Source organism: Streptomyces sp. NPDC050610 (assembly GCF_040654875.1).
In the GTDB taxonomy this organism is placed as follows: Bacteria; Actinomycetota; Actinomycetes; order Streptomycetales; family Streptomycetaceae; genus Streptomyces.
Map to the genome: position 1 here is coordinate 1 of NZ_JBFAIV010000039.1, position 21628 is coordinate 21628.

At 69.0% G+C, this 21628-nt stretch carries 18 protein-coding genes and 2 pseudogenes; 13 read left to right on the plus strand and 7 right to left on the minus strand.

The genetic code is table 11. The annotated features are described in order from the left end of the window. Positions 1–187 (plus strand): annotated as a pseudogene (locus AB0I22_RS33480) (hypothetical protein); the annotation flags it as partial. A 241-nt stretch (positions 188–428) separates the two neighbouring features. Here AB0I22_RS33480 and AB0I22_RS33485 read toward each other — a convergent pair. Then, positions 429–1400: an SDR family NAD(P)-dependent oxidoreductase gene (locus AB0I22_RS33485; protein WP_363134765.1), complete on the minus strand. Its 972-nt coding sequence runs from the start codon at positions 1398–1400 to the stop codon at positions 429–431. Between the two features lie 141 nt (positions 1401–1541). On the opposite strand from AB0I22_RS33485, the gene AB0I22_RS33490 reads away from it, so the two are divergent. Both AB0I22_RS33490 and AB0I22_RS33495 read left to right on the plus strand, forming a co-directional pair. Next, on the plus strand, positions 1542–2039 hold the full coding sequence (locus AB0I22_RS33490) for a TetR/AcrR family transcriptional regulator (protein WP_363134827.1): 498 nt from the start codon (positions 1542–1544) through the stop codon (positions 2037–2039). A gap of 589 nt (positions 2040–2628) precedes the next feature. Further along, on the plus strand, positions 2629–4182 hold the full coding sequence (locus AB0I22_RS33495; protein WP_363134766.1) for a hypothetical protein: 1554 nt from the start codon (positions 2629–2631) through the stop codon (positions 4180–4182). Positions 4183–4503: 321 nt separating this feature from the next. Here the strand turns inward: AB0I22_RS33495 and AB0I22_RS33500 are convergent, their stop codons facing one another. Then, on the minus strand, positions 4504–5445 hold the full coding sequence (locus AB0I22_RS33500; protein WP_363134767.1) for a polysaccharide deacetylase family protein: 942 nt from the start codon (positions 5443–5445) through the stop codon (positions 4504–4506). A gap of 105 nt (positions 5446–5550) precedes the next feature. On the opposite strand from AB0I22_RS33500, the pseudogene AB0I22_RS33505 reads away from it, so the two are divergent. Continuing rightward, positions 5551–5697 (plus strand): annotated as a pseudogene (locus tag AB0I22_RS33505) (MerR family transcriptional regulator); the annotation flags it as partial. Positions 5698–5855: 158 nt separating this feature from the next. Here AB0I22_RS33505 and AB0I22_RS33510 read toward each other — a convergent pair. From AB0I22_RS33510 to AB0I22_RS33520, 3 genes are all read right to left on the minus strand, one after another. After that, positions 5856–6875, minus strand: coding sequence for a GDSL-type esterase/lipase family protein (locus tag AB0I22_RS33510; protein ID WP_363134768.1), 1020 nt, complete (start codon positions 6873–6875; stop codon positions 5856–5858). 126 nt (positions 6876–7001) lie between these two features. Then, positions 7002–7397: a contact-dependent growth inhibition system immunity protein gene (locus AB0I22_RS33515; RefSeq protein WP_363134769.1), complete on the minus strand. Its 396-nt coding sequence runs from the start codon at positions 7395–7397 to the stop codon at positions 7002–7004. Positions 7398–7621: 224 nt separating this feature from the next. Beyond that, positions 7622–7990: a hypothetical protein gene (locus AB0I22_RS33520; RefSeq protein ID WP_363134770.1), complete on the minus strand. Its 369-nt coding sequence runs from the start codon at positions 7988–7990 to the stop codon at positions 7622–7624. Positions 7991–8083: 93 nt separating this feature from the next. Between AB0I22_RS33520 and AB0I22_RS33525 the strand changes: the two genes are divergently transcribed. The 6 genes from AB0I22_RS33525 to AB0I22_RS33550 all read left to right on the plus strand — a co-directional run bounded on the left by AB0I22_RS33525 (position 8084) and on the right by AB0I22_RS33550 (position 15565). Then, positions 8084–8650, plus strand: coding sequence for a DUF6192 family protein (locus AB0I22_RS33525; protein WP_363134771.1), 567 nt, complete (start codon positions 8084–8086; stop codon positions 8648–8650). Positions 8651–8652: 2 nt separating this feature from the next. Then, entirely contained in the window at positions 8653–9066 is a 414-nt protein-coding gene (locus AB0I22_RS33530) for a hypothetical protein (RefSeq protein WP_363134772.1), read from the plus strand. Positions 9067–9232: 166 nt separating this feature from the next. Further along, positions 9233–10039, plus strand: a complete 807-nt coding sequence (locus AB0I22_RS33535) for a transposase (RefSeq protein ID WP_363134773.1) — start codon at positions 9233–9235, stop codon at positions 10037–10039. 434 nt (positions 10040–10473) lie between these two features. Next, the gene (locus AB0I22_RS33540; protein WP_363134774.1) at positions 10474–11223 is read left to right on the plus strand and encodes a hypothetical protein; all 750 of its coding nucleotides are present in this window, start codon (positions 10474–10476) and stop codon (positions 11221–11223) included. Between the two features lie 1364 nt (positions 11224–12587). Beyond that, positions 12588–13535 (plus strand): alpha-L-glutamate ligase, encoded by a 948-nt coding sequence (locus AB0I22_RS33545; RefSeq protein WP_363134775.1) that lies wholly within the window; start codon positions 12588–12590, stop codon positions 13533–13535. Positions 13536–14647: 1112 nt separating this feature from the next. Continuing rightward, positions 14648–15565 (plus strand): NAD-dependent epimerase/dehydratase family protein, encoded by a 918-nt coding sequence (locus AB0I22_RS33550; protein ID WP_363134776.1) that lies wholly within the window; start codon positions 14648–14650, stop codon positions 15563–15565. Positions 15566–16217: 652 nt separating this feature from the next. Here the strand turns inward: AB0I22_RS33550 and AB0I22_RS33555 are convergent. After that, positions 16218–17057: a MurR/RpiR family transcriptional regulator gene (locus AB0I22_RS33555; protein ID WP_363134777.1), complete on the minus strand. Its 840-nt coding sequence runs from the start codon at positions 17055–17057 to the stop codon at positions 16218–16220. Positions 17058–17167: 110 nt separating this feature from the next. Here AB0I22_RS33555 and AB0I22_RS33560 point away from each other — a divergent pair, with 110 nt between their 5' ends. The 3 genes from AB0I22_RS33560 (at position 17168) to AB0I22_RS33570 (ending at position 20384) form a co-directional block, all read left to right on the plus strand. Further along, positions 17168–17398, plus strand: a complete 231-nt coding sequence (locus tag AB0I22_RS33560) for a hypothetical protein (RefSeq protein ID WP_363134778.1) — start codon at positions 17168–17170, stop codon at positions 17396–17398. Beyond that, complete coding sequence (locus AB0I22_RS33565; protein ID WP_363134779.1) at positions 17395–18615, plus strand: amidohydrolase family protein; 1221 nt, start codon at positions 17395–17397, stop codon at positions 18613–18615. Before AB0I22_RS33560 ends, AB0I22_RS33565 begins: the two co-directional genes overlap by 4 nt. A 434-nt stretch (positions 18616–19049) precedes the next feature. After that, a complete protein-coding gene (locus AB0I22_RS33570; protein WP_363134780.1) occupies positions 19050–20384 on the plus strand; it encodes an MFS transporter in 1335 nt (444 codons plus the stop codon). Positions 20385–21091: 707 nt separating this feature from the next. Here the strand turns inward: AB0I22_RS33570 and AB0I22_RS33575 are convergent. Continuing rightward, positions 21092–21628: a GNAT family N-acetyltransferase gene (locus tag AB0I22_RS33575; RefSeq protein ID WP_363134781.1), complete on the minus strand. Its 537-nt coding sequence runs from the start codon at positions 21626–21628 to the stop codon at positions 21092–21094.

Below are 21628 nucleotides of genomic sequence, written 5' to 3' on the forward strand. Positions count from 1 at the left end.
CGCGGTCAACCTCTTCGACTACGGCTCCAAGCACCACACCGCCAACACCTTCGCCCTCGCCCTGCGCGGCACAGACGGCCACAACGGCCCCTCCTGCTCCGTCGACACCAAGGGCGACAACCCCCAGTTCAACTGGACCGAAGCCGACGTCCTGAACTGGAACACCAAGAAGCCCTACAACTTCTGACCTTCCTGAGCAGACCGGGGCGCCGCCGGGGACGGCGGCGACGCGAGTGCTACTCGCCGACCAGGGCCGGCGAGACGCGCACGGGCTTGGCCGACTCCGGGGGCACGTATCCGGTTCGATGCCGCTGAACTGCGCACAGCCGAAGTCGTTCACGACTCGCACTCGGCGACGCCGCCGTCTCAGTCACGTGGAGAGGCCAAGCGCGGAGAGATCAGGCACGGAGAGGTCAGGCGCGGAGAGGTCAGGCGCGGAGCAGGTCGGCCGAGACAGCCCAGAGGCGCTTGGCGGTGGCCGGGTCGAGCGCCCATTCCTTGACGCCGTGCGGGTGCCGCGCGAGGTCGGCGTCGTTCGGCACGGTGTAGGCCTCTTGTGCGTCGTCGAGGTAGTGGCCTCCGGAGTGAGCGAACTCGGGGGCGACGGCCGCGACGATGCTGGTGGCGGCTCCCTGTTCGACCGTTTTGTACGTGAAGACTCCGGCGGCCTCAGCCGCGTCGAGTGACTCCTTCTGCCGCAGTGTGAAGTTCCGCTGCAGTCCCGTCGCGACACCGCCGGGGTTCACCGCATTGGCAGTGATGCCGTCGGACGCCCAGAGACGGGTCGCCTCGACGGCGAAGAGGGAGTTCGCCGTCTTGGACTGGGCGTAGGCAATCTGCGGGTCGTAGCTGCGACGCTCGAAGTGGAGGTCGTCGAAGTCGATGCCGGAACGCATGTGCGCCGTCGAACTGACCGATACGATCCGCGCTCCGTCGCGGTCGGCCGCTCCCCGGGCCAGGGCGTCATGCAGTCCGGTGGCCAGGGCGAAGTGGCCGACGTGGTTCGTCGCGAATTGCAACTCCCACCCCTCAAGTGTTCGTTCGAGGTCACCGGTGACTACACCCGCGTTGTTGATCAGCAGGTGAAGCGGGCCGTCCCACGCGTTGACGAATCGCGTAACGGTGGCCCTGTCGGCGAGGTCGAGGTGGACAACTCGGGGCCGGATCCCTTGGGTCGACTTCTCGATCGTCTCGGCGACGGCGCCACCCGCAGTCGTGTTCCGGACGGCGAGCGTCACCTCCGCCCCGGCGGCCGTCAACGCACGAGCCGTCTCGATCCCGATTCCGGAGGAACCTCCCGTCACGATCGCGCGGACGCCGGTGAGGTCGACGCCCCGCAGTACCTCGTCCGCGGTGCTGGAGGCGGTGAAGGACGTGGAGATGGGTTCGCGAGCAGCCATGGCGGCGACTATACGCACTAGACGCTATTTGTATAGTGCGGCTCTCGCTCGTATGCTCGTTTCATGAGCAGTCCCGATGCTGGCCACCCGCCGTCGCCCGTCGCCGATACCGACCGGCGGTCCATGGTTCTGGACTCCGCCATGGTCACGTTCGCGCGATTCGGTTACCGGAAGACCTCGATGGATGAGGTGGCGCGGGCCGCGCACATCTCCCGGCCCGGGCTCTACTTCCTCTTCTCCTCGAAGGAGACTCTGTTCCGTGCCGCGGTCACCCAGGCTTTGGAGCGTGACATCACCGCGGTCGAACACGTCCTGGCCGACATCGGCCGACCCCTCCCGGAGCGCCTCGTCGAATCGTTCGACCATTGGGCGGGCCGCTATATCGGTCCGCTGGCGCGCGATGTTGCCGTGGTCATCGAGGACAATCCCGACCTCCTCGGAGAGATCGTCCAGACCACGCCGCGACGCTTCGAGGAACTGATCACAGACGCGATCGCTGTCGAGTCAGGACGAGAGACAGCCTCCCCTCTCGCGCAGACGATGATCAGCGCATCGATCGGCCTCAAACATCAGACCGCGTCACGGGAGCTCTACCTCGAACGGCTGGAGGTCGCCATTGATCTCCTGGTGCAGCGCTGAAGTCGCTTACCGAGGCCGCGCGAGTCGCGCCGCCTCGTAGAGCCGCGCTCACGGGCAGCGGGGACCGGCCGGCCGACGCGGACAAGGGCTGAACCGATGCCGCCCTGATCAGCTCCGGTGAATTCACCGGGAAGAAGACCGCCGGCCTGGTCGGCCGCTGGAAGGACGGCGACACCACCATTCTTCCTCGGCGTCGACACCATTGGCTTCTGCCGATGGCGGACGTCAACGCCGATGCCGGACGCCGCCGGAATCTAATTTCCTCGACAGGGCGCGGACAGGGCTGACAGGCTGCGCGTATGACCTACGGAATCGAGTTCCCCTTCGCCCGGTGAGCGCCCAGGAGGAGCGCGACGCGCTCACCCTTCCGCCTGCCTTGTACGACCAAGCGCATCGCCTGCTTAATCAGTGCCCCGACGGGATTCCGCCTCGGCGCGGCTTCTCCCTCCCGCAGCGGTCCGAATCGAGCGGGGTTCCGCTGTCCCGCGAGGAGGCGCGGAGCGCTATCCGGGAAGCGCTGAATCCTCTGCCGAAAGACTCAGCGACCCTGCACCGCCGTTTCGCCCAACTCAGCCTGAGCCGCAGCCAATTGCCCCTTATTCGGGCTGCCGTCGTCGACCTGCCGCTGCCAGACGATCAGCGGGAAGCGGCCCGGGCCCTGGGCCGGCATCTCACTCGGACCGGGACCGCGCAGCCCGCCGTCACTGCCGGCCTTGCCCTGCTCATCCGTCTCGGCGAGCCCGAGGACGTTCCGTATCTCTCGGTTCTCGGCTTGTTCCGGGAGTTCACCCTCCAGGCTGTCGATGCCCTCGACATGATGGATCGCCGGCGCGCAGCCGTCGTCTGGCTCGCCGTTTACGCGCGCCGCGATGAACTGCGGCCACTCGTCCGCGCTCTGTGGGCCGGGGACCAGCAGGCCATCCGCTCGGAACTGCTCGCCTTCCCCACCGGACCACGCTTCCTCGGCGCCGCCACCGCCCGCCGGATCGCAGAGGCCGCCCGGCTGCCCGACCTGCTCGACCAGCACCCCTGCGACACTGCTCTGCTCACCCGGGCGGCCAGGCTCCTGGTCCGGACGGGCGGCGCGCGCGACGACCTGACCGACCTGCTCGCCTACCGTGACGCGCCCACCTTGTACGAGAGCGTCATCTCACGGGCCGGCATCCTGCCGCCCACCGTCGACAACCACGCCACCCTGCTCTCGCTCGCCTTGAACCTGAGCAGCGGCTCCGGTGTGCTGCTGGACTGGCCCGCCGGACGGCGTGTGACGCTGCTGGAATCCCTCGCGCGGCTGTTGAACGAGCCTCCATGGACCTCGCTGCCGGACACCGAGGCGGGCGAAGCCGATCAGCGGCTGCGGGCCGGGTGGATACGGCGCACGGGCCGGCGCCCCTTCGAGCTCCTTGCGACGCCCGGCGGCCTGAGTGTCGAGGTGGTGGCGGGCGACCCCGTGGACCGGGAGCCCGTCGAGACCCGCATCCTCCTCGACGGACGCCCCGTGGTCCCGGCGATCTTCGCCCGCGGCCCGGCCAACAGCCCCGAATTCCTGCTGGACGACGGCCGGCTCCGGGCCGGCCCGGAGCCCAGCGAGGTACAGCTCGCGGAGGCCTACTGCACCGAGGGATGCTGCGGGGCGCTCTACGTCACCATCCGACGCGACGGAGACCAGGTGGTGTGGGAGAACTGGCGGCGGCCGTCCTCTGCGCCCCAGGCCCGAGAACTGGCTGACTACCGGTTCGACGCCGTCGCCTACGACACGGAGATCGCCCGTGCCGAGGCCGACCGCTCCTGGTCCTGGCCGGCCCGCACCACGGCCCGACTGATCAAAGCCGGGCTGGTCGAGCGGCCAGATCTACTGAGCCGGTGGGACGCGAAACGGGGCTGGATCAGCAGCGGCTTCGACGACCCGGACACCACCGTGGTGACCTTCGGATACGCGCCGGGACTCGGCTCAGGGCAACCGGACGGCCTTCCACTCCAGTTCTGTTGGGTCGTACCGGACGACGGCACCCCACCTGAGACACAGGCAGCCGCCGCCCTGCGCCGGCTCGCCGAGGAAGACCCGAAAACCTACGGTCAGGTGTGCGGCGGCACCCGCGAGCGCGCCGAGGAACTCGGCTTCTCCTGGCCCGACAGTGCCTGAACTCCTGTGCGGCGGGCACCACGTGGCGTCGCATCCGGCGGGACAGGTACCGCTTGTACACCGACACCGACACCGACACCGACACCGCTCCAGAGCGAACGCCGCGAAGAAGCGACCCCGTCCCCATGGGGGCGGAGAAACCGCAGCCCGCCGCGCCGTACTCGAACAGCTCGCCCAGGTCGTCGGTCTCGATCGGCATGGAGGCCACCCTGCGCGAGCTCTTCCTGCCAACTCCTGCCACCGGCGCCGCCGTAAAGATGCCTGTCGACTCTCGCCACGAGCCTCGCGCCGGCTGCCGTCCCGCCCCCGGCAGCCGGGAGTTCAGGAACGCACCTGTTCCGCGGCGTCGGGGTCTTCTGGAGGTCGTGCCCCGTCTCGTCGGTGACCGCTTCTTGGAGCCGGGGTGGTAGCAGTCCGGGCGTAGTGGTCGGCGATCTCGTCGCTGGTCGTCAGCCACACTCCGGGGTGGTCGGCGATGTATTCCAGTGCCTGATCGAGGTACCGGTGGCGGAAGGGCTGGCCGGTGACGAACGGGTGGAGGGCCAGTGCCATCACCCGGCCGCTTTCGGCCGAGTCGGCGTGGAGCTGGTCGAGTTGGTCCTTGACGATCTGGACGAAGTCCGGGCCGGTGAATCCCTTGCTGACGAAGAGGCCGATGTCGTTGAGCTCCACGGAGTAGGGCACGCTGAACATGCCGGGGACGTTCAGCCGGTACGGCTGGTCGTCGCTGGTCCAGTCCAGTACGTAGGTCAGGCCGAGTTCGGCGAGCAGCGCCGGGGTGTGGAAGGTCTCGGTGAGGGCCGGACCCATCCAGCCGCGGGGGCGCTGGCCGGTGGCCCGCTCGATGGTGCCGATCACCTCGGCCAGGTAGGCGCGTTCCTCTTCGAGAGGCATGTCGGCTTGGAAGGTGGAGTTGTTCTTGCCGTGGGCGAGCCACGCCCACTTCCGGGCCCGCCCCGCCTCGATGATCTGGGGGTAGCGCTCGGCGGCGTCGGAGTTGAGCAGTGCGCTCGCGGGAATCCGGTGCCGGTCGAGGCTGTCGATCAGTCGCCAGATGCCTACCCGGGGGCCGTAGTCGCGCCAGCCGTAGTTCAGCGGGTCGGGAGCCAGCCCTGCGGTGTCCGGGAAGGTGCTCGTCGCGGGGCGGTCGATCCGGTAGTGCTCGATGTTCAGCCCTACGTAGAAGGCGACCCGGGCGCCGCCGGGCCAGTGGATCGGCTCACGTTCGATGATCGGGCTGTAGTCGTAGAGCTGGTTGTCCAACAGAGCTCACCTCACGGCTGCTGCGGGCGGTGGTTTCGCTGAGCGGATAGACTCCAACCATCACATGGATGTGAAGGTCAAGAGAGAGTCGACGGCGGGGATCACGTGCGTATTGGAGAGCTGCCGGAGCGCGCCAACACGTCGCGCCGGCTGCTGCGCTACTACGAGGAACAGGGCCTGATCGTCGAGGGCCGGTCCGCGAACGGCTACCGGGAATACGACGAGCGCTTCGTGGACCGGATTGCGCAGATCGTAGGAGTCCCCAGGCGAGTCGGCCCTGCCCTAGGAGCCCCGACACCGGAGGGCGCACCTGGCGACACTCGCTGCGAACGAGGGCGCCCGCGATCTTGACGACCTGACCGCCTGCGAAGCCCCGGGGGGGGGAGGACTCGCGGGCCGAGTCCCAGGAGTCAGAGGCTGAGTGCGCGGAGATCGACGGTCGCGGCCATGGCGCGGGCCCCAGCGTCGTTGAGGTGCATGCCGTCTCCGCTGTCGAATTCTGGGCGGAGGTGGTCTGGCCGGTCGGGGTCCTCCACGGCGCGTGCGACGTCGAGGACGGCATCGAAGGCGCCGCTGGTACGGATCCACTCGTTGACCCGGCGTCGTGCGGCGAGGCCCTCGGGGGTGTTGTGTCCGGGGTAGACGGCGCCGGCGAAGGGGCCGATGGTCGCCGCGTGGATCGCCAGGTCGGCGTCGTGCGCGCGACGGGCGAGTTCGGCGAAACCGGCCATCAGTGTGTCAGTGGTGGCAGGAGGCAGGCCGAGCATGCCGGGCAGGCCCACATCGTTGATGCCGAAGTTCACCAGTACACGGGTGGCGCCCGGCACGGACAGCACATCCCGCTCGAAGCGCGCGAGAGCGTGTTCGCCGATCTCGTCGGTGAGCAGCCGGTTGCCGGCGATGCCCTGGTTGACGGTCCAGCCGTGCTCCAGGCGTCGGTTGAGCGCGTCGACCGAGCGCTGGTTGGCGCCGTGGGTGGTGCCGACTCCCGCGAACCAGGAGTCCCCGAACGCGACGGCGACCGCCGCGTTCTCGGCCGTGAGGACGCCGACCCCGGTCACGTAGAACCGCCCGTGAACCTGCTCGGTTCCGGAGAGGCTCGCGGAGCCGGCCTGGTTGCCGCCGGCGACATAGGCGGTCTCGGCGGGCATGTGCGAGTAGGTGGCGAGACCGGTGTCCTGTGGTAGATGGAGGCTGAGAACGAGTTCGGCGCCGGCCCGGGCGGACAGGTCGGCGGGGTCGCTGACGACCTCCTCACCCGCCAGGACCGTCACGTGCCCGGCTCCCGCGAAACGCAAGACGGTGTCGGTCTCGGCCACAGTTTCGTCAGCGCTCTGCCGCCCGGCTGCCCGGGCCTCGGCGACGGCCAGGGGAGTGCGGCCGTAGCGGTTGGACAGGTGTATCCGTATCTGCTCGCCGCCGCCGGCCATGTGCAGTGCCTGGCGCGCGGTGGGCCTGGCCGTTGAGTGAACCGTACGGCGGGGGCGAGCCCGAGGGCCGGCCTACCGCAGCCAGCCCGTCGTAGCTTGCGCCGGCAGGTGACTGCTGTCGGTGGCCTATCGAGCCAGGAAGCCCTCGACCTCGTGTTTCAGGGCAGGCGGCAGATCGGTCAACCCCGAGGCGATCAGGCGGAGCTCCCGCCCGAGATCGGGAAACGCACGCCAGACTTCGGACCCGCGGGTGAGCACGGCAGCCAGCAGATCGCCCTCGTACAGGTCGCCTTCCGCCATGGGGTCGGCCCGCAGAGCCTCCACTGCCAGCGGCAAGAGATAGGCGAGTCCCACGTCCTGCCTGATCAGCATTCGCATGTCTTCGACGGCCAGGTCGCCGACCGGCTTGCGCCGAAGCTCGCGTACGGTCGCCAGAAGCCGGGTTTCTCCGCCCGGCGGGGTCGGCCGACGGTCATGCTCAAGCTCCTCAAGGGAGCGGTCATGATTGATGAGTCGAGTCACCGACCGATCGTCCCATGCAGTCCTCAAACGGCAGTCCCGAAGCCACACCGCATCTCCGAAGCCCCACAGCCCCTCCGCGAGGCCTACGGTCGCAGGCGCTTCGCGTGCCGGAGGAGGAGCAGCGCTCGCTCTCCTTGCTCGTGGCCACGGCCGTGTCCGGGTACGAGCGGGTGGCGACCCGTTCTCCCCGGCGGTACGCCTCGACGGCGGGGTGAGCTTGACGCTCATAGTCCGGTTGCCGGCGGTGTCGCGAGTGAAGATCGAACTCTGCTCAGCCATCGATGGCAGACCTCGCTCGTCACCGGTTCGAAGAGTTCGGGCGTGGAGATCTCGAAGAGGAACTGGGTCAGCAGGTCTTCGTGGCCGTCTTCGATGCCCAAGCCGTCGACGAAATGCACCGTCTGGGCCCAGGCCGTGAGCTCGTCGAGTCCCACCTGCCCGTCGGCGGCCTTCTCCAGTACGGCCGCGATCGCGGTGCGGTCCACGAGGGCGGTGGCCGACGCATCCACGTGGCGGGCGGCTTCCACGAGGTCGGCGAGTTCGCCACGCCAGTGGACGAGGTCGTCAAGCACATGGTCTCTGTTCGAATCCATGCCGCCCATATTCCTGGACGGCGTGGATACACCCGCGAGTGGCTTCTGCGGTTGCGCCAGATGCGTTCGAGCAGATCAAGCACCCGCCCCGCAATGACCGCACGGGCCTTGTGCGAGTGGAGCGGGGACGCGGCGAAGCGGTTGGCGGGCTGGGCGACGGCGGCGCCGGTCACCATCGAGGAGAAGGCCGGCACCATCCTGGACCTGGCGCAGGACGACACGGTGGCCGCGCAGGCGGCGTGCGACCTGCTGCACCACCCCGAGATCGCGTTCCGGGCGCTGCGCGACAGCCGGGTGAGGGAGCTGGTGAAGCAGGCCCAGTTCGACCTGGCCAAGGTGGAAGGGGAGGGCTTCGAGGACGACTTCGACACCTACCCCGAGGAAGACGAGGAGGATGTTGAGGACCCGGTGCGCATCGTGCTGAGTTTCCACCGCTCTATGGACTTCACCGACTTGGTCGGTGTCTGCCAGGGGTTCGTGGCCGGGTCCAGCCGGCCGGTGCCGCGGTTGCGCGGCCAGGAGCTCACCGAGGCCCAGTTGTCCCTGATCCTGCGGCACCTGGAGAAGATTCGGGCGACGGCCGACTGGATCGAAACAGCCGTCTCGACCGGCAAGGTCGACCTGGACGAGACCCTCGCGCAGTTGGTGCGGGGCCAGTAGTCATGAAGCGGGCGGGGCTGCCCGCCCATGTGCACGGCGAGGCAGTACGCAAAGCCTTCCAGGAGGCGCGGCCCGCCGGGCTGACCCTCCACCAGCTCGTACTGGCGACGAAGCGTTCCCCCTCCCAGGTCTGGACGGGCATCCGGTTACTGCGCAGGGTCGCGGTCAAGGAAGGGCTGCCGCCGGTGACCCACAACCGGCGGCCCGGCTTCCAGCTTTCCGAGGAGCCAGGGGTGCGGATCGCGTACGAACGGGCGATCTTCCGGGCGGAGCTGCACCGGATCGCGAACTTCACCGCCGGGTTCGTCGCCCCGCATGCCCGCCGCACACCCGACGACGAGTGGGCCCGCCTGGTCCCGGAACAGCTCGGAGGCGTGAAGGCCACTCTGGAAGTCCTCACCCGGATAGAATGCTGAACAGCCATGGCCCGGGCCGGGGAGCCTTTGGCGGTGCGCGGGCGGCACTACCCCAGCGACACCACTGACGCGGAGTGGGCGGTCCTGGAGCCGTTGTTGCCGGTGGCCGCATGCCAGCTTCCTGCGGACGGTCGCCCGGAGAAGCATCCGCGGCGCGATACGGCCGATGCGATGCGATGCGATCCGGTACGTCAACGACAACGGCATCACATGGCGCAGCGTGCCCATCGACTTCGGTGTTCCGTGGCGCACCGTCTTCGGGTTCTTCCAGCGGGGGAGGGCGCGCGGAGACCTGGCCCGCATGCATGCGTGCCCGTACGAGCTGGTATGGCTTCACGGCGGGATCAACCCGCGGACCGTGGCGGTGATCTTGGACTCGCAGTCGGTCAAGGGGGCCGAGACGGTCGGCAGCGCGTCGCGCGGTTTCGATGCCGGAATGGTGATCAACGGGCGGAAACGGCATATGGGCGTCGACATGCGGGGAATGCCTGTGGCCGTCATGGTCACTCCGGTCTCCCAGCACGACAGTCTCGCCGCCCGGGACCTGCTGTTCCGCCTGAAGATCACCCATCCTGAAATCACCGTGGCCTGGGCGGACTCCGCCTATGGCGGCACTCTCATCACCTGGGCCGACACCGTCCTCGGCCTCACTCTGAAGACGGTCCCCCGCAGGAAGGGACAGAAGGGCTTCGCTGTCCTTGGCAAGCGGTGCCGGGTAGAACGGGCGATCTCCTGGATCATGCGGGCTCGCAGAAATGTACGCGATTATGAGCGTCTGATCTCCCACAGCGAAGCACATCTGGCCTGGACCACCATCACCCTGATGGTCCGCCGTCTCACCCGGCCGCCCCGACACCCTCGCATCGAACCTCACCCGGTCGAGCGGGAAGTTGTCGTCAAATTCAAGCCGTTCCGCATCTGCCGCAGGCAGCAGCCACTCCCCATCCGCCTCGCTCCGATCGCTCCCGCATAGCAGGATCACGCTGTGAACATGACGCGAGCGGAGAGGTGAACCAAAAGCCGTGCCCCGAAGCCGTGCCCCGAAGCCGTGCAGAAATTCGATGGAATTCCCGTTGGGGGAGAGGCACAATCCCCGGGGAACTGAGCCGAGGGAGAGTTTGTTTGCACGTGTTTGCCTGTGCCGGGTGCGGCACGGAGCTGACGGCGCCGGTGTCCCAGGTCGCCCTCCCCGTCCACACCCACCACGGTGGGTGGGAAGAACTCCATCCTCCGCTGATGGAATCCGCGACCTATGCCGTGGACCCCCAGCCCACCGGACCACCATGGCGGCTGTGGGACGAAGTCGGAGAGGACGCGGCTGCCCGACAGGGCGTGTACGCCCCGACGTATTCCGTCTCCTTCGGTGCACGGAACAGAATCGTGATCGCCCCGGGTGACTCCAGGAACATGGCTCTGATTCCCGAAAAGTGCGAGGGCTACTGCCGGGGCGTGGATGGCCGGGCCGGACCCAACCTGGCCTGCGAGGGGTGCGGGCAGGCCGTAGCGACGCGCGTGGACGACTGCGGATCGTGGCAAACGGTGTGGCTGGAACCCGAGGCAGTCGTACGACTCCGCACCGGACCGCCCACCCTTTCGCCCCCCGACTGGGACGATCTGCAGCACGCCGACAACCGCGTCCCACCCGTCGAACCTGACGGAAGGTGGAGCCGCCGCTGGGAAGCTGCGATCGGCGTCGCACTGGCCCACCTCGTGGCAGCCACCGAGGGCCGCCCGGTGCTCCTCCCCGTCGGCCCCGTCGCCGAGCTGCTCGGCTACGCCGTCGAGCAGTATCTTCCCGCCGGACCACAGGCCAGGTCCGTGGGACTGGCCGGCCCCGCGATCCACCTGCGCCACCCCCGTCCCGACATCCTCCTCGTCCCCCGGCACCCGCTCACGGGCACACCCTGGCGGTCAGACGAGGGGACCGTGGTGCCGCTGGACAGCGGAGTCTGGGCATACCTTGCCCACCCAGGCGAGACCTCACCGCTGCCCGCGACCGGGGTACTCCCCGAGGGCGTCCTGCGCGACGACTACCCCCTGCCTCCGCGTCCCTGGTACCCGCTGACGCCCCATCACCACGCCTTCCAGGACACCCTGGCCAGCCTGGCCGCCGCACGCTCGCCCCAACTACTGAGGTACCGCAACGTGTGCCGCTAGTACTCCACCCCAGAGCGTCTCTGGGAGAGCGTGCGTGTCCGAATGAATGCGCCGGGTGAATGCGTCTGCACTACGCGGTACTCCGCGGTTCTCCCGAGAAATACGGGCAGTGTCCTCTGGAACTCGCAGCACCGGACCAGGGAGACCGTTCATGCTGATGATCCGAACGCCGCTACGCCACGTCGCTGTCGCGTTGGCCGTCGCGCTCGCTACCGCAGCCGTGTGGCTGACAGCGGCTCCAGTCGCGCAAGCCGATGCCTACGCCTGTGAACGCTATCTGGACTCGCGCGGGTACAACGTCGGCCCAAAGCTGCTGGCCGCGTGCCTCTACGGATTCGAGAAGAAGAACGGGACGAATCGTGGACTCGTATGCATCGGAATGCTCACAAGGGCCGGAGTGGCCAAAACACATGCCGATCATGCGTGCAGGGTCGCCGTTTAGCTGATCGACCGCGCGATCCGGTGTGACTGGGCACAGGCCACCGACCGGCGTCGTACAGGGCGCTGTTCGGGGACGAGGCGGTCCTGACCGAACGGCAGAGCGGGGCAAGGACCTCAGCTGCCGGCGCTGAAGCAGCAGGAACTGAACCGCGAAACCAGAGACGGCGGCTCCGGGGTGCCGGATGCCATTGCCGGCTTTTCCTGGGAGACCCGTTTCGCTCGGCCAGGTCGGCTGCGGACGTGTTCGTACGGGAGACGCGTTCGGCCTGGTCCGTGCGGGGGATCAGCGGTACGCGCTGTACGCGGCGAAGGAGAAGGGCCCCGTTCGGCCAGCTCTTCACCGGCTGGCTCACGCCGTACGGCGGAGCCGGCCGGTTCTGGTAGTCCGCGTCTTCGGTTGGTTCTCGCGTTGCTGGGGGCGGCCCGGTCGTACGGACCGCCTCACCAGTATCCGCCTCGCTGTCGCTACGTTCGTCGGTGTGCCGGCCGCGACTCTGGTGGTGTGGGGCGGTGTCGACCTGTTCGGACACCCGGCTCAGGATGTCGTGACCGTGCTGCCGGGCCCAGCCGTCTGTCTTCTCCGATGGTTGCCGATGATGTGACGCTGGAGTTGCTGGGGCTGTGGCTTTGCGGGCGCTCATCAGCTGCCGGCCAGTAGTTGCAGCTGGGTCTGTTCAGAAGGCCTACCGGGTGGGACCAGTGCTGTGACGGCACGTTTGCGTGTGCGGAGGGAGGGGATGGCCTCGTGGGAATCTTCCGCTAGAGCGAGCCGCTCGCACCGCGATAGCCGCTCAGGGGACCGCCGCGGTCATCCTGGAGGGAATCGCGACGCCTCAATATGCGGGCTCACCAGTCGGCGAGGCCGTATCCGTAGGGGACCGCCGATGCTTGATAGGGCGTGCTGCTGTGGATTGGATGGCGTCATGGATTCCGGTGGGTTCGCGTTGGTGACGGACCGCAGTTCCCGTTTGAGGAGCGGGGCTGTACTGGCCGAGGCCGTGCGGCGGCTGACGGGTCGAGATCCGGTCTGGCTGGATGCGCGGGACTTCGCTCCGGGCGGCCGGGGCCGGGCGGGTGTCGACGGCGGCGTACTGCGTTTGGAGGTGCCGGGCCGTGCGCCGGCGGTGGCGCCTGCAGGGGTGATCGTCTACGCGATCCCGCCGGCTGCGCGCCATGCCCTGGAGGGGTTCCAGCGGTTGCTGCGGGAGTCCGGCACGGTGTGCCTGGGCGCCGACACCCGGGCTTGGCGGGTGGCCAGCGACAAGGCGCTGGCCGTCGAGGTGTTCGCGCGGCACGGTGTACCGCAGATACCCACGCTCTGCCTGGACCGCCCATGTCTGGAGGAGGCGGTCGCGGCTTTCGTACGGCTCGGGGGTGATGTCTGGGCGCGGCCGGCAGTCGGATTCCGCGGCCGGGACGTCTTCCACCTCACCGCCGTTGAGCAGGTGCGGGCGGCCGTCGCCCGTTATGCGGAATCCGGGGCGCGGTGGCTGATGGCGGCGGACGCGGGCAACTTCGCAGCCAACGGCTTGCGGCATCAGTACCGGGCGGTGGTCCTGGAGGGCGAGGTGATCTGGGGAGCCGAGTACGTCCAGAGTCTCCCGGACGTCCCGTGCAACGTCGCTCGGGGCGGGGTTTCCAGCGTCCTGGGGCCGGACCGGCTGCCCGCTCATCTGCGGCCTCTGGCCGTGGCCGCGGCGGCGTCGATGGGGCTGCCGTTCGCCGGAGTGGACCTGGCCGCTGAGAACGGCGGGGTGGTCTTCGAAGTCAATCTCCATCCGGGACTCATGTCGGACGGCGCCCTCAAAGGTATCGCCATCCCCTACGTCCGGGCCCACCTCGACCGTCTCCACACCCGTGGACCGTACTGAGATTCCTCTGCTCCCGGGCCTCGGCCACACCAGATGAGCTCCGGCATCGCCGGCAGCGGCACGTCGGCCGGCCCGGGATTCGGGCGGCGGTGCCGGGGGCTGGGGCCCGGCTCATGAGGCAGATCCGGTGGCGGAGCTCGGTCTCGGTCCAGTCCAGGCCGGCTCGTACGCCGAGCCGGACCTGGCCCTGGTACGGGCCGGCCGAGAGACTGACAGCAGCCCAGGAGAACACGCCCTGGAGGATCTTCCGTCTCCGTCCGGGGCCGACCACGCAGAGCGCGAAGGGCAGGGTGATGCCGACCCGGGTGACGGTCGTGCGGAGCGCGCGCTGCCGATGCACTCGCGGTCACCCGCGACCGACACTGTGCTGTATCTCCCGCCGAGGGATCGGTGCCCGCGCCTGCGGTCACCGGGGCACGTACACACCCTGCCCGTGCTCGAACGCCAAGCGGCGCGCCGGCGGGACGGTGCCGACGACCTTGCCCTTGCCCCCCGGCACGACTCGTTGTCGTGGACCCGCACGGTCACGATGGTCTTGTTGCCCACCATGAGCGGCCAGTAGCCATCCGGATGGCAACCCCGTGCCGAGGTGTTGGTCTTGGACCCGCCGACCGCAACGTCATCCCCTGCGCTGCCACCGCGGCCCCCGGCGACGACACCGCCGTCTTCCCAGAAGGGTGGGACGCGGCGAGCAGGGGGGAGTACCGCCGTAGCGCTGGCCAGGTGTCCACCGACGGCTCCCGCCTGTCGGTGGTGCTGTGAGGCTGGAGCGATGGACAGGGGGTGAGGAGTTGGCGCGGCCGGGCCAGAGCGCCGATCACAACCAGCCCGGCCCGCGGGCCGGGCCGGCGCTGCGCCGAACTGGCCGTCGGCCCGTTGACGTCTCGCTGCGCCCGACCGTTGGCCACGGGCCTCCGCCGCCTTGAGAGGAGCCGGGCCGGGCAGAAGGCTTTCCGGCTCATCGCGTAGGCGTGTCGAGCACGTGGTCCCGGTCGGAGCACCCGACGGTGTAGACCCGCACGCTACGCCCGCGTCGTTTCTACGGGTCTGAAGATCCTCCAGTGACTTCCGGGCATCAAGCAGACACGAAAGAGTAAAGAGTGATGAATCGTATGCAGACCGTCTTGGGCGCCAACGGGCAGATCGCCGAAGAACTCACCCGCGAGTTGTACCGCGGCTTCACGCACGACATCCGGCTGGTCAGCCGCAACCCCGCGGAGGTCCACGACACTGATCGGCTCGTCAAGGCCGACCTGACGGACCCCGAGGCCACGGCCCGGGCCGTCGAGGGCAGCGAAATCGCCTACCTCACCGTGGGCCTGCCCATGAATGCGCAGCTGTGGGAGCGGCAGTTCCCCCTCATGATGCGCAACGTCATCGACGCCTGTGCGACGTACGGCACCAAGCTCGTCTTCTTCGACAACACGTACATGTACCCAGGTACGACCATCCCGCAGACCGAGTCGACCAGCTTCGAGCCGAACGGTCGCAAGGGGCGGGTGCGTGCGCAGATCGCGACGATGCTGCTGGACGCGGTGAGCGCAGGATCGATCGAGGCCGTCATCTGCCGGGCGCCGGAGTTCTACGGTCCGAGAAAGACCAAGAGCCTGACCAACTCGCTCGTCTTCGACCGGATCAGAGCGGGCAAGCGGCCACTCGTCCCCGTCAGCGCGAAGACCGTCCGGTCCCTCATCTGGACGCCGGACGCCAGCCGGGCTATGGCCCTGATCGGCAACGTCCCGGACGCCTACGGCCAGACCTGGCACCTGCCCGTCGACCCGCACCGCCTCACCTACGCCGAGATGATCCAAGTGGCCGAACAGGTCACCGGTCGCCGGATCCCGTACACCGTGCTGCCATTGGCCGCTTTCCGTATCGGCGATCGCTTCGTCGGGCAGATGGGAGAGGTCCAGGAGCTGCTGCCGCGCTACCGCGGTGACAACGTCTTCGACGCCTCGAAGTTCACGACGCGTTTTCCCGGCTTCACCGCCACCTCCTACCGTGAGGGCATCACCGAGCTCCTCGGCTGAACCCCTCCCGCCCCATCGACACCGGACAACAGTGCCGCGCTTCCTGCAGGGCCGCCCACTGGAGCCGATCCAGTCCTCGTCCCCCGGCATCGCAGCCGACGGCAAGACCCTCCTTCGAGACGAAGGGCCGTCCTGTCCATCCACGCATCTACGAGGCGCCACCGTCCGAGGATTGAAAGGTCCTTCAGGACCAGCGGAGCGGCGATGAGGGGCGAGCGTTCCGGCGTCGACGAGAAATGAATCGACATCGGCCCCGGTCAGTGAGGGCACCGGTCGCACCCATCGCCCAGCGGACCGGGCGCAGCACCGGAGGTATCGGGGCGTCCCGCCGTACGGTGCGCCGGCCGACGTCGTGTACGCGGCGGCGTCTACGATCGCTCGGCTCCTGCGCCGGGAGGGGAGCCTCGGCTGCCGCGGCGTAGAGGACTGCGCGAACCTGCTGGTGCTCTCCCCCGGCCCCTTGACTGGCATCGGTGTGCTGGCTGGACCGGAGAAAGGCCTGTGCCAGTTCGTCCGGGCCGGGTCCGGAGGCGTACTTGTCCAGCCTCGACCGGGCCGGGCAGCACCGTGGGTCTTTCCCCGTGATCCGTGTTACCCTTCGCGCCCCCGTGACCGCTGTGACCGCTTTGACAGGTTGTGGCGTGTCGGCGGGTCAGGGCTGGTCGTCCATCAGGTCCAGCGTGTTCCACGCGTGCTCCACGCGTCCCACCGACCGCAGCCGGTCGGCGGAGGAGCCCAGTTCCGCCACGATGGCCTGGACCGCCGAGACCATGGCGGTCAGCGACGGGGTGGAGTGCAGCCCCTCGATCGGAGTCACGAGCAGGTGGTCGGCGTCTTCCGCGAGGGGAGAGGAGTGCAGGTCGGTCAGTACGCACACCGTCGCCCCTTGTTCGCGGGCGAGGCGGGTGAGCCCGCGCAGGGCCCGGGTGAGGCGCCACACGCTGATGGCGATGACGCAGTCTCCGGCCTGGAGGCGGCTCAGGCGCACGGCCTGCACGGTGGGCGCGCCGAGGGCGAGCTCGATGTCGTAGCCCATGACGGCCCCCAGGTGTCCCAGGACGTGGGCAGGGGCCGCGGCGGTGCCGGACCCGACCACCAGGGTGCGGCGCGCGGAGCGGACGGCCTCGGCGACGCCGCGAATCGCCTCGACGGATTCCGCTGTCATGAGTGTCTGCAGGTTGGCGGCGTCCCGTTGCAGCATGCGGACGGCGGCATCCTGGGCGCTGTTCGACGGGCCGCCGACCCCGGCCAGGCCGTCAAGGTAGAGGCTGCGCAAGCCTTCCCGGAGAGCCGGCCATCCGTCGAAGCCGAGCTGCTGGCAGGCGCGTACGACGGTGGAGGTATTGGCCCCGGCGCGCTCGGCGACTTCACGCGCCGAGGCATAACTCGCGAAGCGCGGCTCGCGGACCAGTACCCGGACCACCCGCTCCGCCTGCGGGCCCAGGGCCGCATGGCCCTCCTGGTTGCGCAACCAGGTCTCGATCACGGACACGGGCGGTTCCTCGGCTATGGGACACGCTCGTTCATGGGCGGCCCGACACTGTATGGGCGACGTCGAACAACTGGCTGTGCACCGCGTCCGGCGAGCTGAAGAAGCGTGCCATGCCCGCCGCACCGTCAACAGCAGCACCACCACCGACCGGAACGGGTGCCGCCTCGGCGGTCGGACGGTGCGGCGCCGTCCTCTCGCCTATCGCCATTGACTACCTCTACAGCCTGGTCGGTTTCACCAGGGTTCCCCTCGTCGGCCAGTTCGCCGTCGCCGTCGTCACTGTGTTCGGCGGGAAGACAGCCGGACACAGCCTGAAGCACATCGAAAGTTGGACCGCATGAACCGCCTGCTCGTCACCAATGCACACCTGCTGCACCCGGAAACCGCTGAGATCACTGACGACTCATGGCTCGAAGCCGCAGACGGCCGGATCGCCGCCACCGGCACCGGCCGCGCCCCCAGGCCGACGGACGGCGTCCGGCACATCGACGCCGCGGGCGCCACCGTCATGCCCGGACTCATCGACGCGCACGTCCATCTCCTGCTGAGCACCCTCGACGCCCAGGAATCCGCCTCCTGGACGCCCGGGTACGCCACCGTCCGAGCTCTCGCCGAAGCCGGCCGCATGCTGCGCCGCGGCTTCACCACCGTCCGCGACGTCGGCGGCGCCGATCACGGAATGGCCCGGGCCATCGAGGAAGGGCTCGCCCCAGGCCCCCGCCTGATCTACGGCGGCAAGGCACTGTCGCAGACCGGCGGTCACGGGGACATCCGCCCGCTCGGCGACGACTCGATGCCCTGCTGCCAGGCCCGCCCCGCCTTCGCCCGCATCGTCGACGGCGTCGACGCCGTCAAGGCTGCCGCCCGCGACGAGTTCCGCAAAGGCGCGGCACACCTGAAGATGCTCCTCAGCGGCGGTGTCGCCTCGCCCCACGACGAGGTCTCCGAAGTCCAGTACACCGACGAGGAGATGAGCGCTGCCGTCACCGAGGCCAAGAACCACAACCGGTACGTGACCGTGCACGCCTACCAGCCCCGCGGCGTCAACCGCGCCCTGCGAGCCGGCGTGCGCTGCGTCGAACACGGCAACCTGATCGACGATGAGACCGTCAGCCTCCTGCTGGAGAACGACGCCTACCTCGTCCCCACCTTGGTCACCTACGACCAGATGGCCAAGAACTGCAAAATGATGGGCCTGGCGGAGGCGTCCTACCGGAAGATCGCAGACGTCCACGAAGGCGGCCTCGCGGCCCTCGAACGCGCCCACACCGCAGGCGTCAACCTCGTCTACGGAAGCGACCTGCTCGGCCCCATGCAAACCGCCCAGCTCGAAGAGTTCACCCTGCGCGCGGAAGTCCAGCCGGCCGCCGACATCCTACGGGCGGCGACCAGCACCGCAGCCCGCCTGCTCAACCTGGAATCCCGGATCGGCACCTTGGCCGTAGGAGCCAGTGCGGATCTCCTCATCGTCGCCGGTAACCCGCTCGACGACATCAGCGTCCTCACACACCCGCAGGACAACCTCCGACACGTCATCAAGGGTGGCACCGTCATCTGACGCCAACCGCCGGAATGCCCAGCGAGGAGGCGAGTTGCTGCTGCGCGTGCTCTTCGCCGTCACGCAGCCCGCGCAGCGTTCGCCCCGGCGCTTCGCGTGGCAGGTCCTTTCCTCATCTGGGAGACGTAGCAGCTGACCGTTCCCACTGAAACGGACCTGCTCAGCCCCGTGTGGCTTCGTGGGCGCAAATCAGCTGCCGACCAGTGGTCGCAGCTGGTCCTGCTCGGCATGTCTACCTGGTGGGAACAGTGCTGTGCTGGCACGTTTGCGTGTACGGAGGGAGGAGGGCGGCCCCGTGGGGGTCTTCCGCTACAGCGGGTCGCACAGCGCCGACGGTTCGACCGTGACGACGAGTCTCGGCGTTGTCCGGCAGCGTCCCGGGCCTCCCTTTCGTGCGCCCGTAACCCACGATCATGCCGGGTAGTTCAGCCAATATGCGCACAACCCCCTCACGCACCCCGCTGCCCGCCGCGCTGTCCGCGCGTGTTGCTGCCGCACCCTCCCTGCCGCGGTTGGCGGCAGCCTCGCTCGCCGGTACCGCCATCGAGTTCTACGACTTCCTCGTCTACGGCATCGCGGCGGCTCTGGTGCTCGGGACGCAGTTCTTCCCGACGATCTCACCCCTGGCCGGAACCCTCGCCGCCCTCGCCACGTTCGGAGTCGGCTTCGTGGCACGGCCGCTCGGCTCCGCTCTCTTCGGCCACCTGGGAGACCGGCGCGGCCGGCGGCCCGTTCTGATGATCTCGCTGCTTTTGACCGGGCTCGCCACGGTCGCTGTCGGCTGCCTGCCGACGTACGACTCGATCGGCATCGCCGCGCCCGTGCTGCTGGTGGTGCTGCGCTTCGTGCAGGGGATCGGGGTGGGCGGGGAGTGGGGCGGTGCGGTGCTGCTGACCGCCGAGCACGCACCGGCCGGCCGGCGCGGACTGTGGTCGAGTTTCGCGCAGATCGGTCCGCCGCTCGGCTCCGTCCTGGCCAACAGCGTCATGCTGGCGCTCTCCGCAGCCCTGAGCGACGCGCAGTTCACGCTCTGGGGGTGGCGGCTGCCGTTCCTGTTCGCGGGCGTACTCACCGCGGCGGGACTCGCACTGCGCACCTCTCTCCCGGAGAGCCCCGATTTCCTCGGCCAGCGCGAGCATGCGCGCATGCCGCTCGTCGAAGTGGCACGCGCGCACTGGCGGCTGCTCCTGCTCACCGCCGGAGCACTCGCCACCGGGGCCGCCGTCTCCTACACCATGTCGACCTGGGCGCTGTCTTATGCCGTTGACCGCCTGGGCGTCGACCGCACCGTCATGCTCGGCTGCACGCTGTCCATCGCCGTCATCACGGGGGCGTTGACCCCTGTGGCCGCCGTACTGGGGGACCGCTATGGGCGGCGGCCGCTGTGTCTGCTCGGGTGCGCGGGTTGCGCAGTGTGGATGTTCCCGATGATCGGCCTCCTGTCGACCGGCCGACCGCCGCTGATCTTCCTCGGTTTCCTGGTCGCGATGCTCGTGTGCGTGACGATGCTCGCCGTCGTCGCGGCGTATCTGCCGGAGCTGTACGTCTCCCGGGTGCGCTGCACGGGCGCGTCCGTCGGCTACAACCTGGGCGCGGTCCTGGGCGGTGCACTCACGCCGATGGTGGCCACTACCCTCGCCCACGGGCCCGGCACGCCCTGGGGCGTGGCAGCGTACCTGACGGCCATCGCCCTGCTGAGCCTGGGCTGCTTCGCCCTCCTGCCGGACACCCGGCCCGCAGCCGTACAACCGGTCGCGGTCACCGGATAGACCGCACCATCAGCACCGACACCGCCAAAACCGGCTACGAACATGAGTGGGGCTCTGCTCCGCTTCTTGTGGTCGTGTACGCGGCGTGCCGTCGATCCTCTCGTGATGGTGGCCGAGATAGCCCGAGGATCGTCCGGCCGGTGGACGATGTGGCCGACAGCGCTGCGACGCGAACGAAGTACAACCGCAGCTTGAAGAGGTGCTGCCCTCCTCGGTGGCGGGCGTGTCCGTGGCGTCGGTCGATGTGATCGGCATGGAGGCCCGGGGCGGGGCCCTGAGCACTGCCATGCAGGTGCCCTGCCCAGGTTGCGGGTGCTGGTCGGGGCGAATCACGGCCCCTACCTGCGCTCCCCCCTGCGGCCTGTCAGCAGCTGGCAAATTCGTCGTGATGGCGTTGCGGGTGCGTCGATTCCTCTGCGCGGAGGACTCCTGTCGGCACAAGATCTTCGCTGAGCAGGTGCCGGGACTTACCGGCACCGCGGCTGCCTGCACCCCGCGCAAGCAACCGCCTGATGAACCACCGGAGTAGCCAGACGGACGAAGAGGAGGCAGGTGCCGGGCCGCACGGCCTGGTCGGCCCGGTGTACTGCCCGGCGTCTGCGTCTGCCCCGTTCCCTCAGCAGCCCGGTCTGGTAAGGGGCGCCCGTGGCGCTGCGTCCTCAGGGTGCTGCGTGGCTTCTGCCTGGTAGTGCCCGCGCCCGCGCCCGTCACATGGGGAGCGAGAACAGCCGCACTGGGCCTGAGGGCCAGTGGGCGCCGTCGCGCAGGGGCGTCACCATGGTCCGCAGCGGCATGGTCACCAGGCGGGTTTCGGGCTGTTCGACGAGTACGTCCGTGTCGAGCGGGTGCCATCCGAGGCGTTGGTAGAGCGGTATGAGAGGAGGCCGGCAGAACAGGATTGCGTGCTGAGGGCCCATCGTGCGGGCGTGTTCCAGTGCGGTCGTGAGGACGAGTCGTGCCAGTCCCTGGCCTTGCATGCCGGGTGCGACGGCCACCCCGCCGACGCCCACCACCTCCGTCTCGGTGTCGCCGATCGCGACGGGCAGCCGCAGCAGGCCGACGTGTGCCACGAGCCGGTCCTCGTGTCTGATGCCGAAGTGCTCTTCTTTCGGCAGCCAGGTCAGGCCGGTCCAGGCGACGCCGAAGGGATCGTCATCGTTGCCGAGGATCTCTTCCTGGTCCGTCTTCGTGTACTGGGCAAGCCGCACCACAGCGGGTGCGGCAGAGGGCCGGGTCTCAGACAT

Bases quoted from the DNA above. Each gene is read 5' to 3' on its own strand.
- AB0I22_RS33490 (WP_363134827.1), top strand. From the start codon at position 1,542: ATGGTCACGTTCGCGCGATTCGGTTACCGGAAGACCTCGATGGATGAG.
- AB0I22_RS33535 (WP_363134773.1), top strand. From the start codon at position 9,233: ATGCGATGCGATGCGATCCGGTACGTCAACGACAACGGCATCACATGG.
- AB0I22_RS33520 (WP_363134770.1), bottom strand. From the start codon at position 7,990: ATGGATTCGAACAGAGACCATGTGCTTGACGACCTCGTCCACTGGCGT.
- AB0I22_RS33550 (WP_363134776.1), top strand. From the start codon at position 14,648: ATGCAGACCGTCTTGGGCGCCAACGGGCAGATCGCCGAAGAACTCACC.
- AB0I22_RS33570 (WP_363134780.1), top strand. From the start codon at position 19,050: ATGCGCACAACCCCCTCACGCACCCCGCTGCCCGCCGCGCTGTCCGCG.
- AB0I22_RS33525 (WP_363134771.1), top strand. From the start codon at position 8,084: ATGACCGCACGGGCCTTGTGCGAGTGGAGCGGGGACGCGGCGAAGCGG.
- AB0I22_RS33485 (WP_363134765.1), bottom strand. From the start codon at position 1,400: ATGGCTGCTCGCGAACCCATCTCCACGTCCTTCACCGCCTCCAGCACC.
- AB0I22_RS33545 (WP_363134775.1), top strand. From the start codon at position 12,588: ATGGATTCCGGTGGGTTCGCGTTGGTGACGGACCGCAGTTCCCGTTTG.
- AB0I22_RS33530 (WP_363134772.1), top strand. From the start codon at position 8,653: ATGAAGCGGGCGGGGCTGCCCGCCCATGTGCACGGCGAGGCAGTACGC.
- AB0I22_RS33565 (WP_363134779.1), top strand. From the start codon at position 17,395: ATGAACCGCCTGCTCGTCACCAATGCACACCTGCTGCACCCGGAAACC.
- AB0I22_RS33575 (WP_363134781.1), bottom strand. From the start codon at position 21,628: ATGTCTGAGACCCGGCCCTCTGCCGCACCCGCTGTGGTGCGGCTTGCC.
- AB0I22_RS33540 (WP_363134774.1), top strand. From the start codon at position 10,474: ATGGCTCTGATTCCCGAAAAGTGCGAGGGCTACTGCCGGGGCGTGGAT.
- AB0I22_RS33510 (WP_363134768.1), bottom strand. From the start codon at position 6,875: ATGGCCGGCGGCGGCGAGCAGATACGGATACACCTGTCCAACCGCTAC.
- AB0I22_RS33560 (WP_363134778.1), top strand. From the start codon at position 17,168: ATGCCCGCCGCACCGTCAACAGCAGCACCACCACCGACCGGAACGGGT.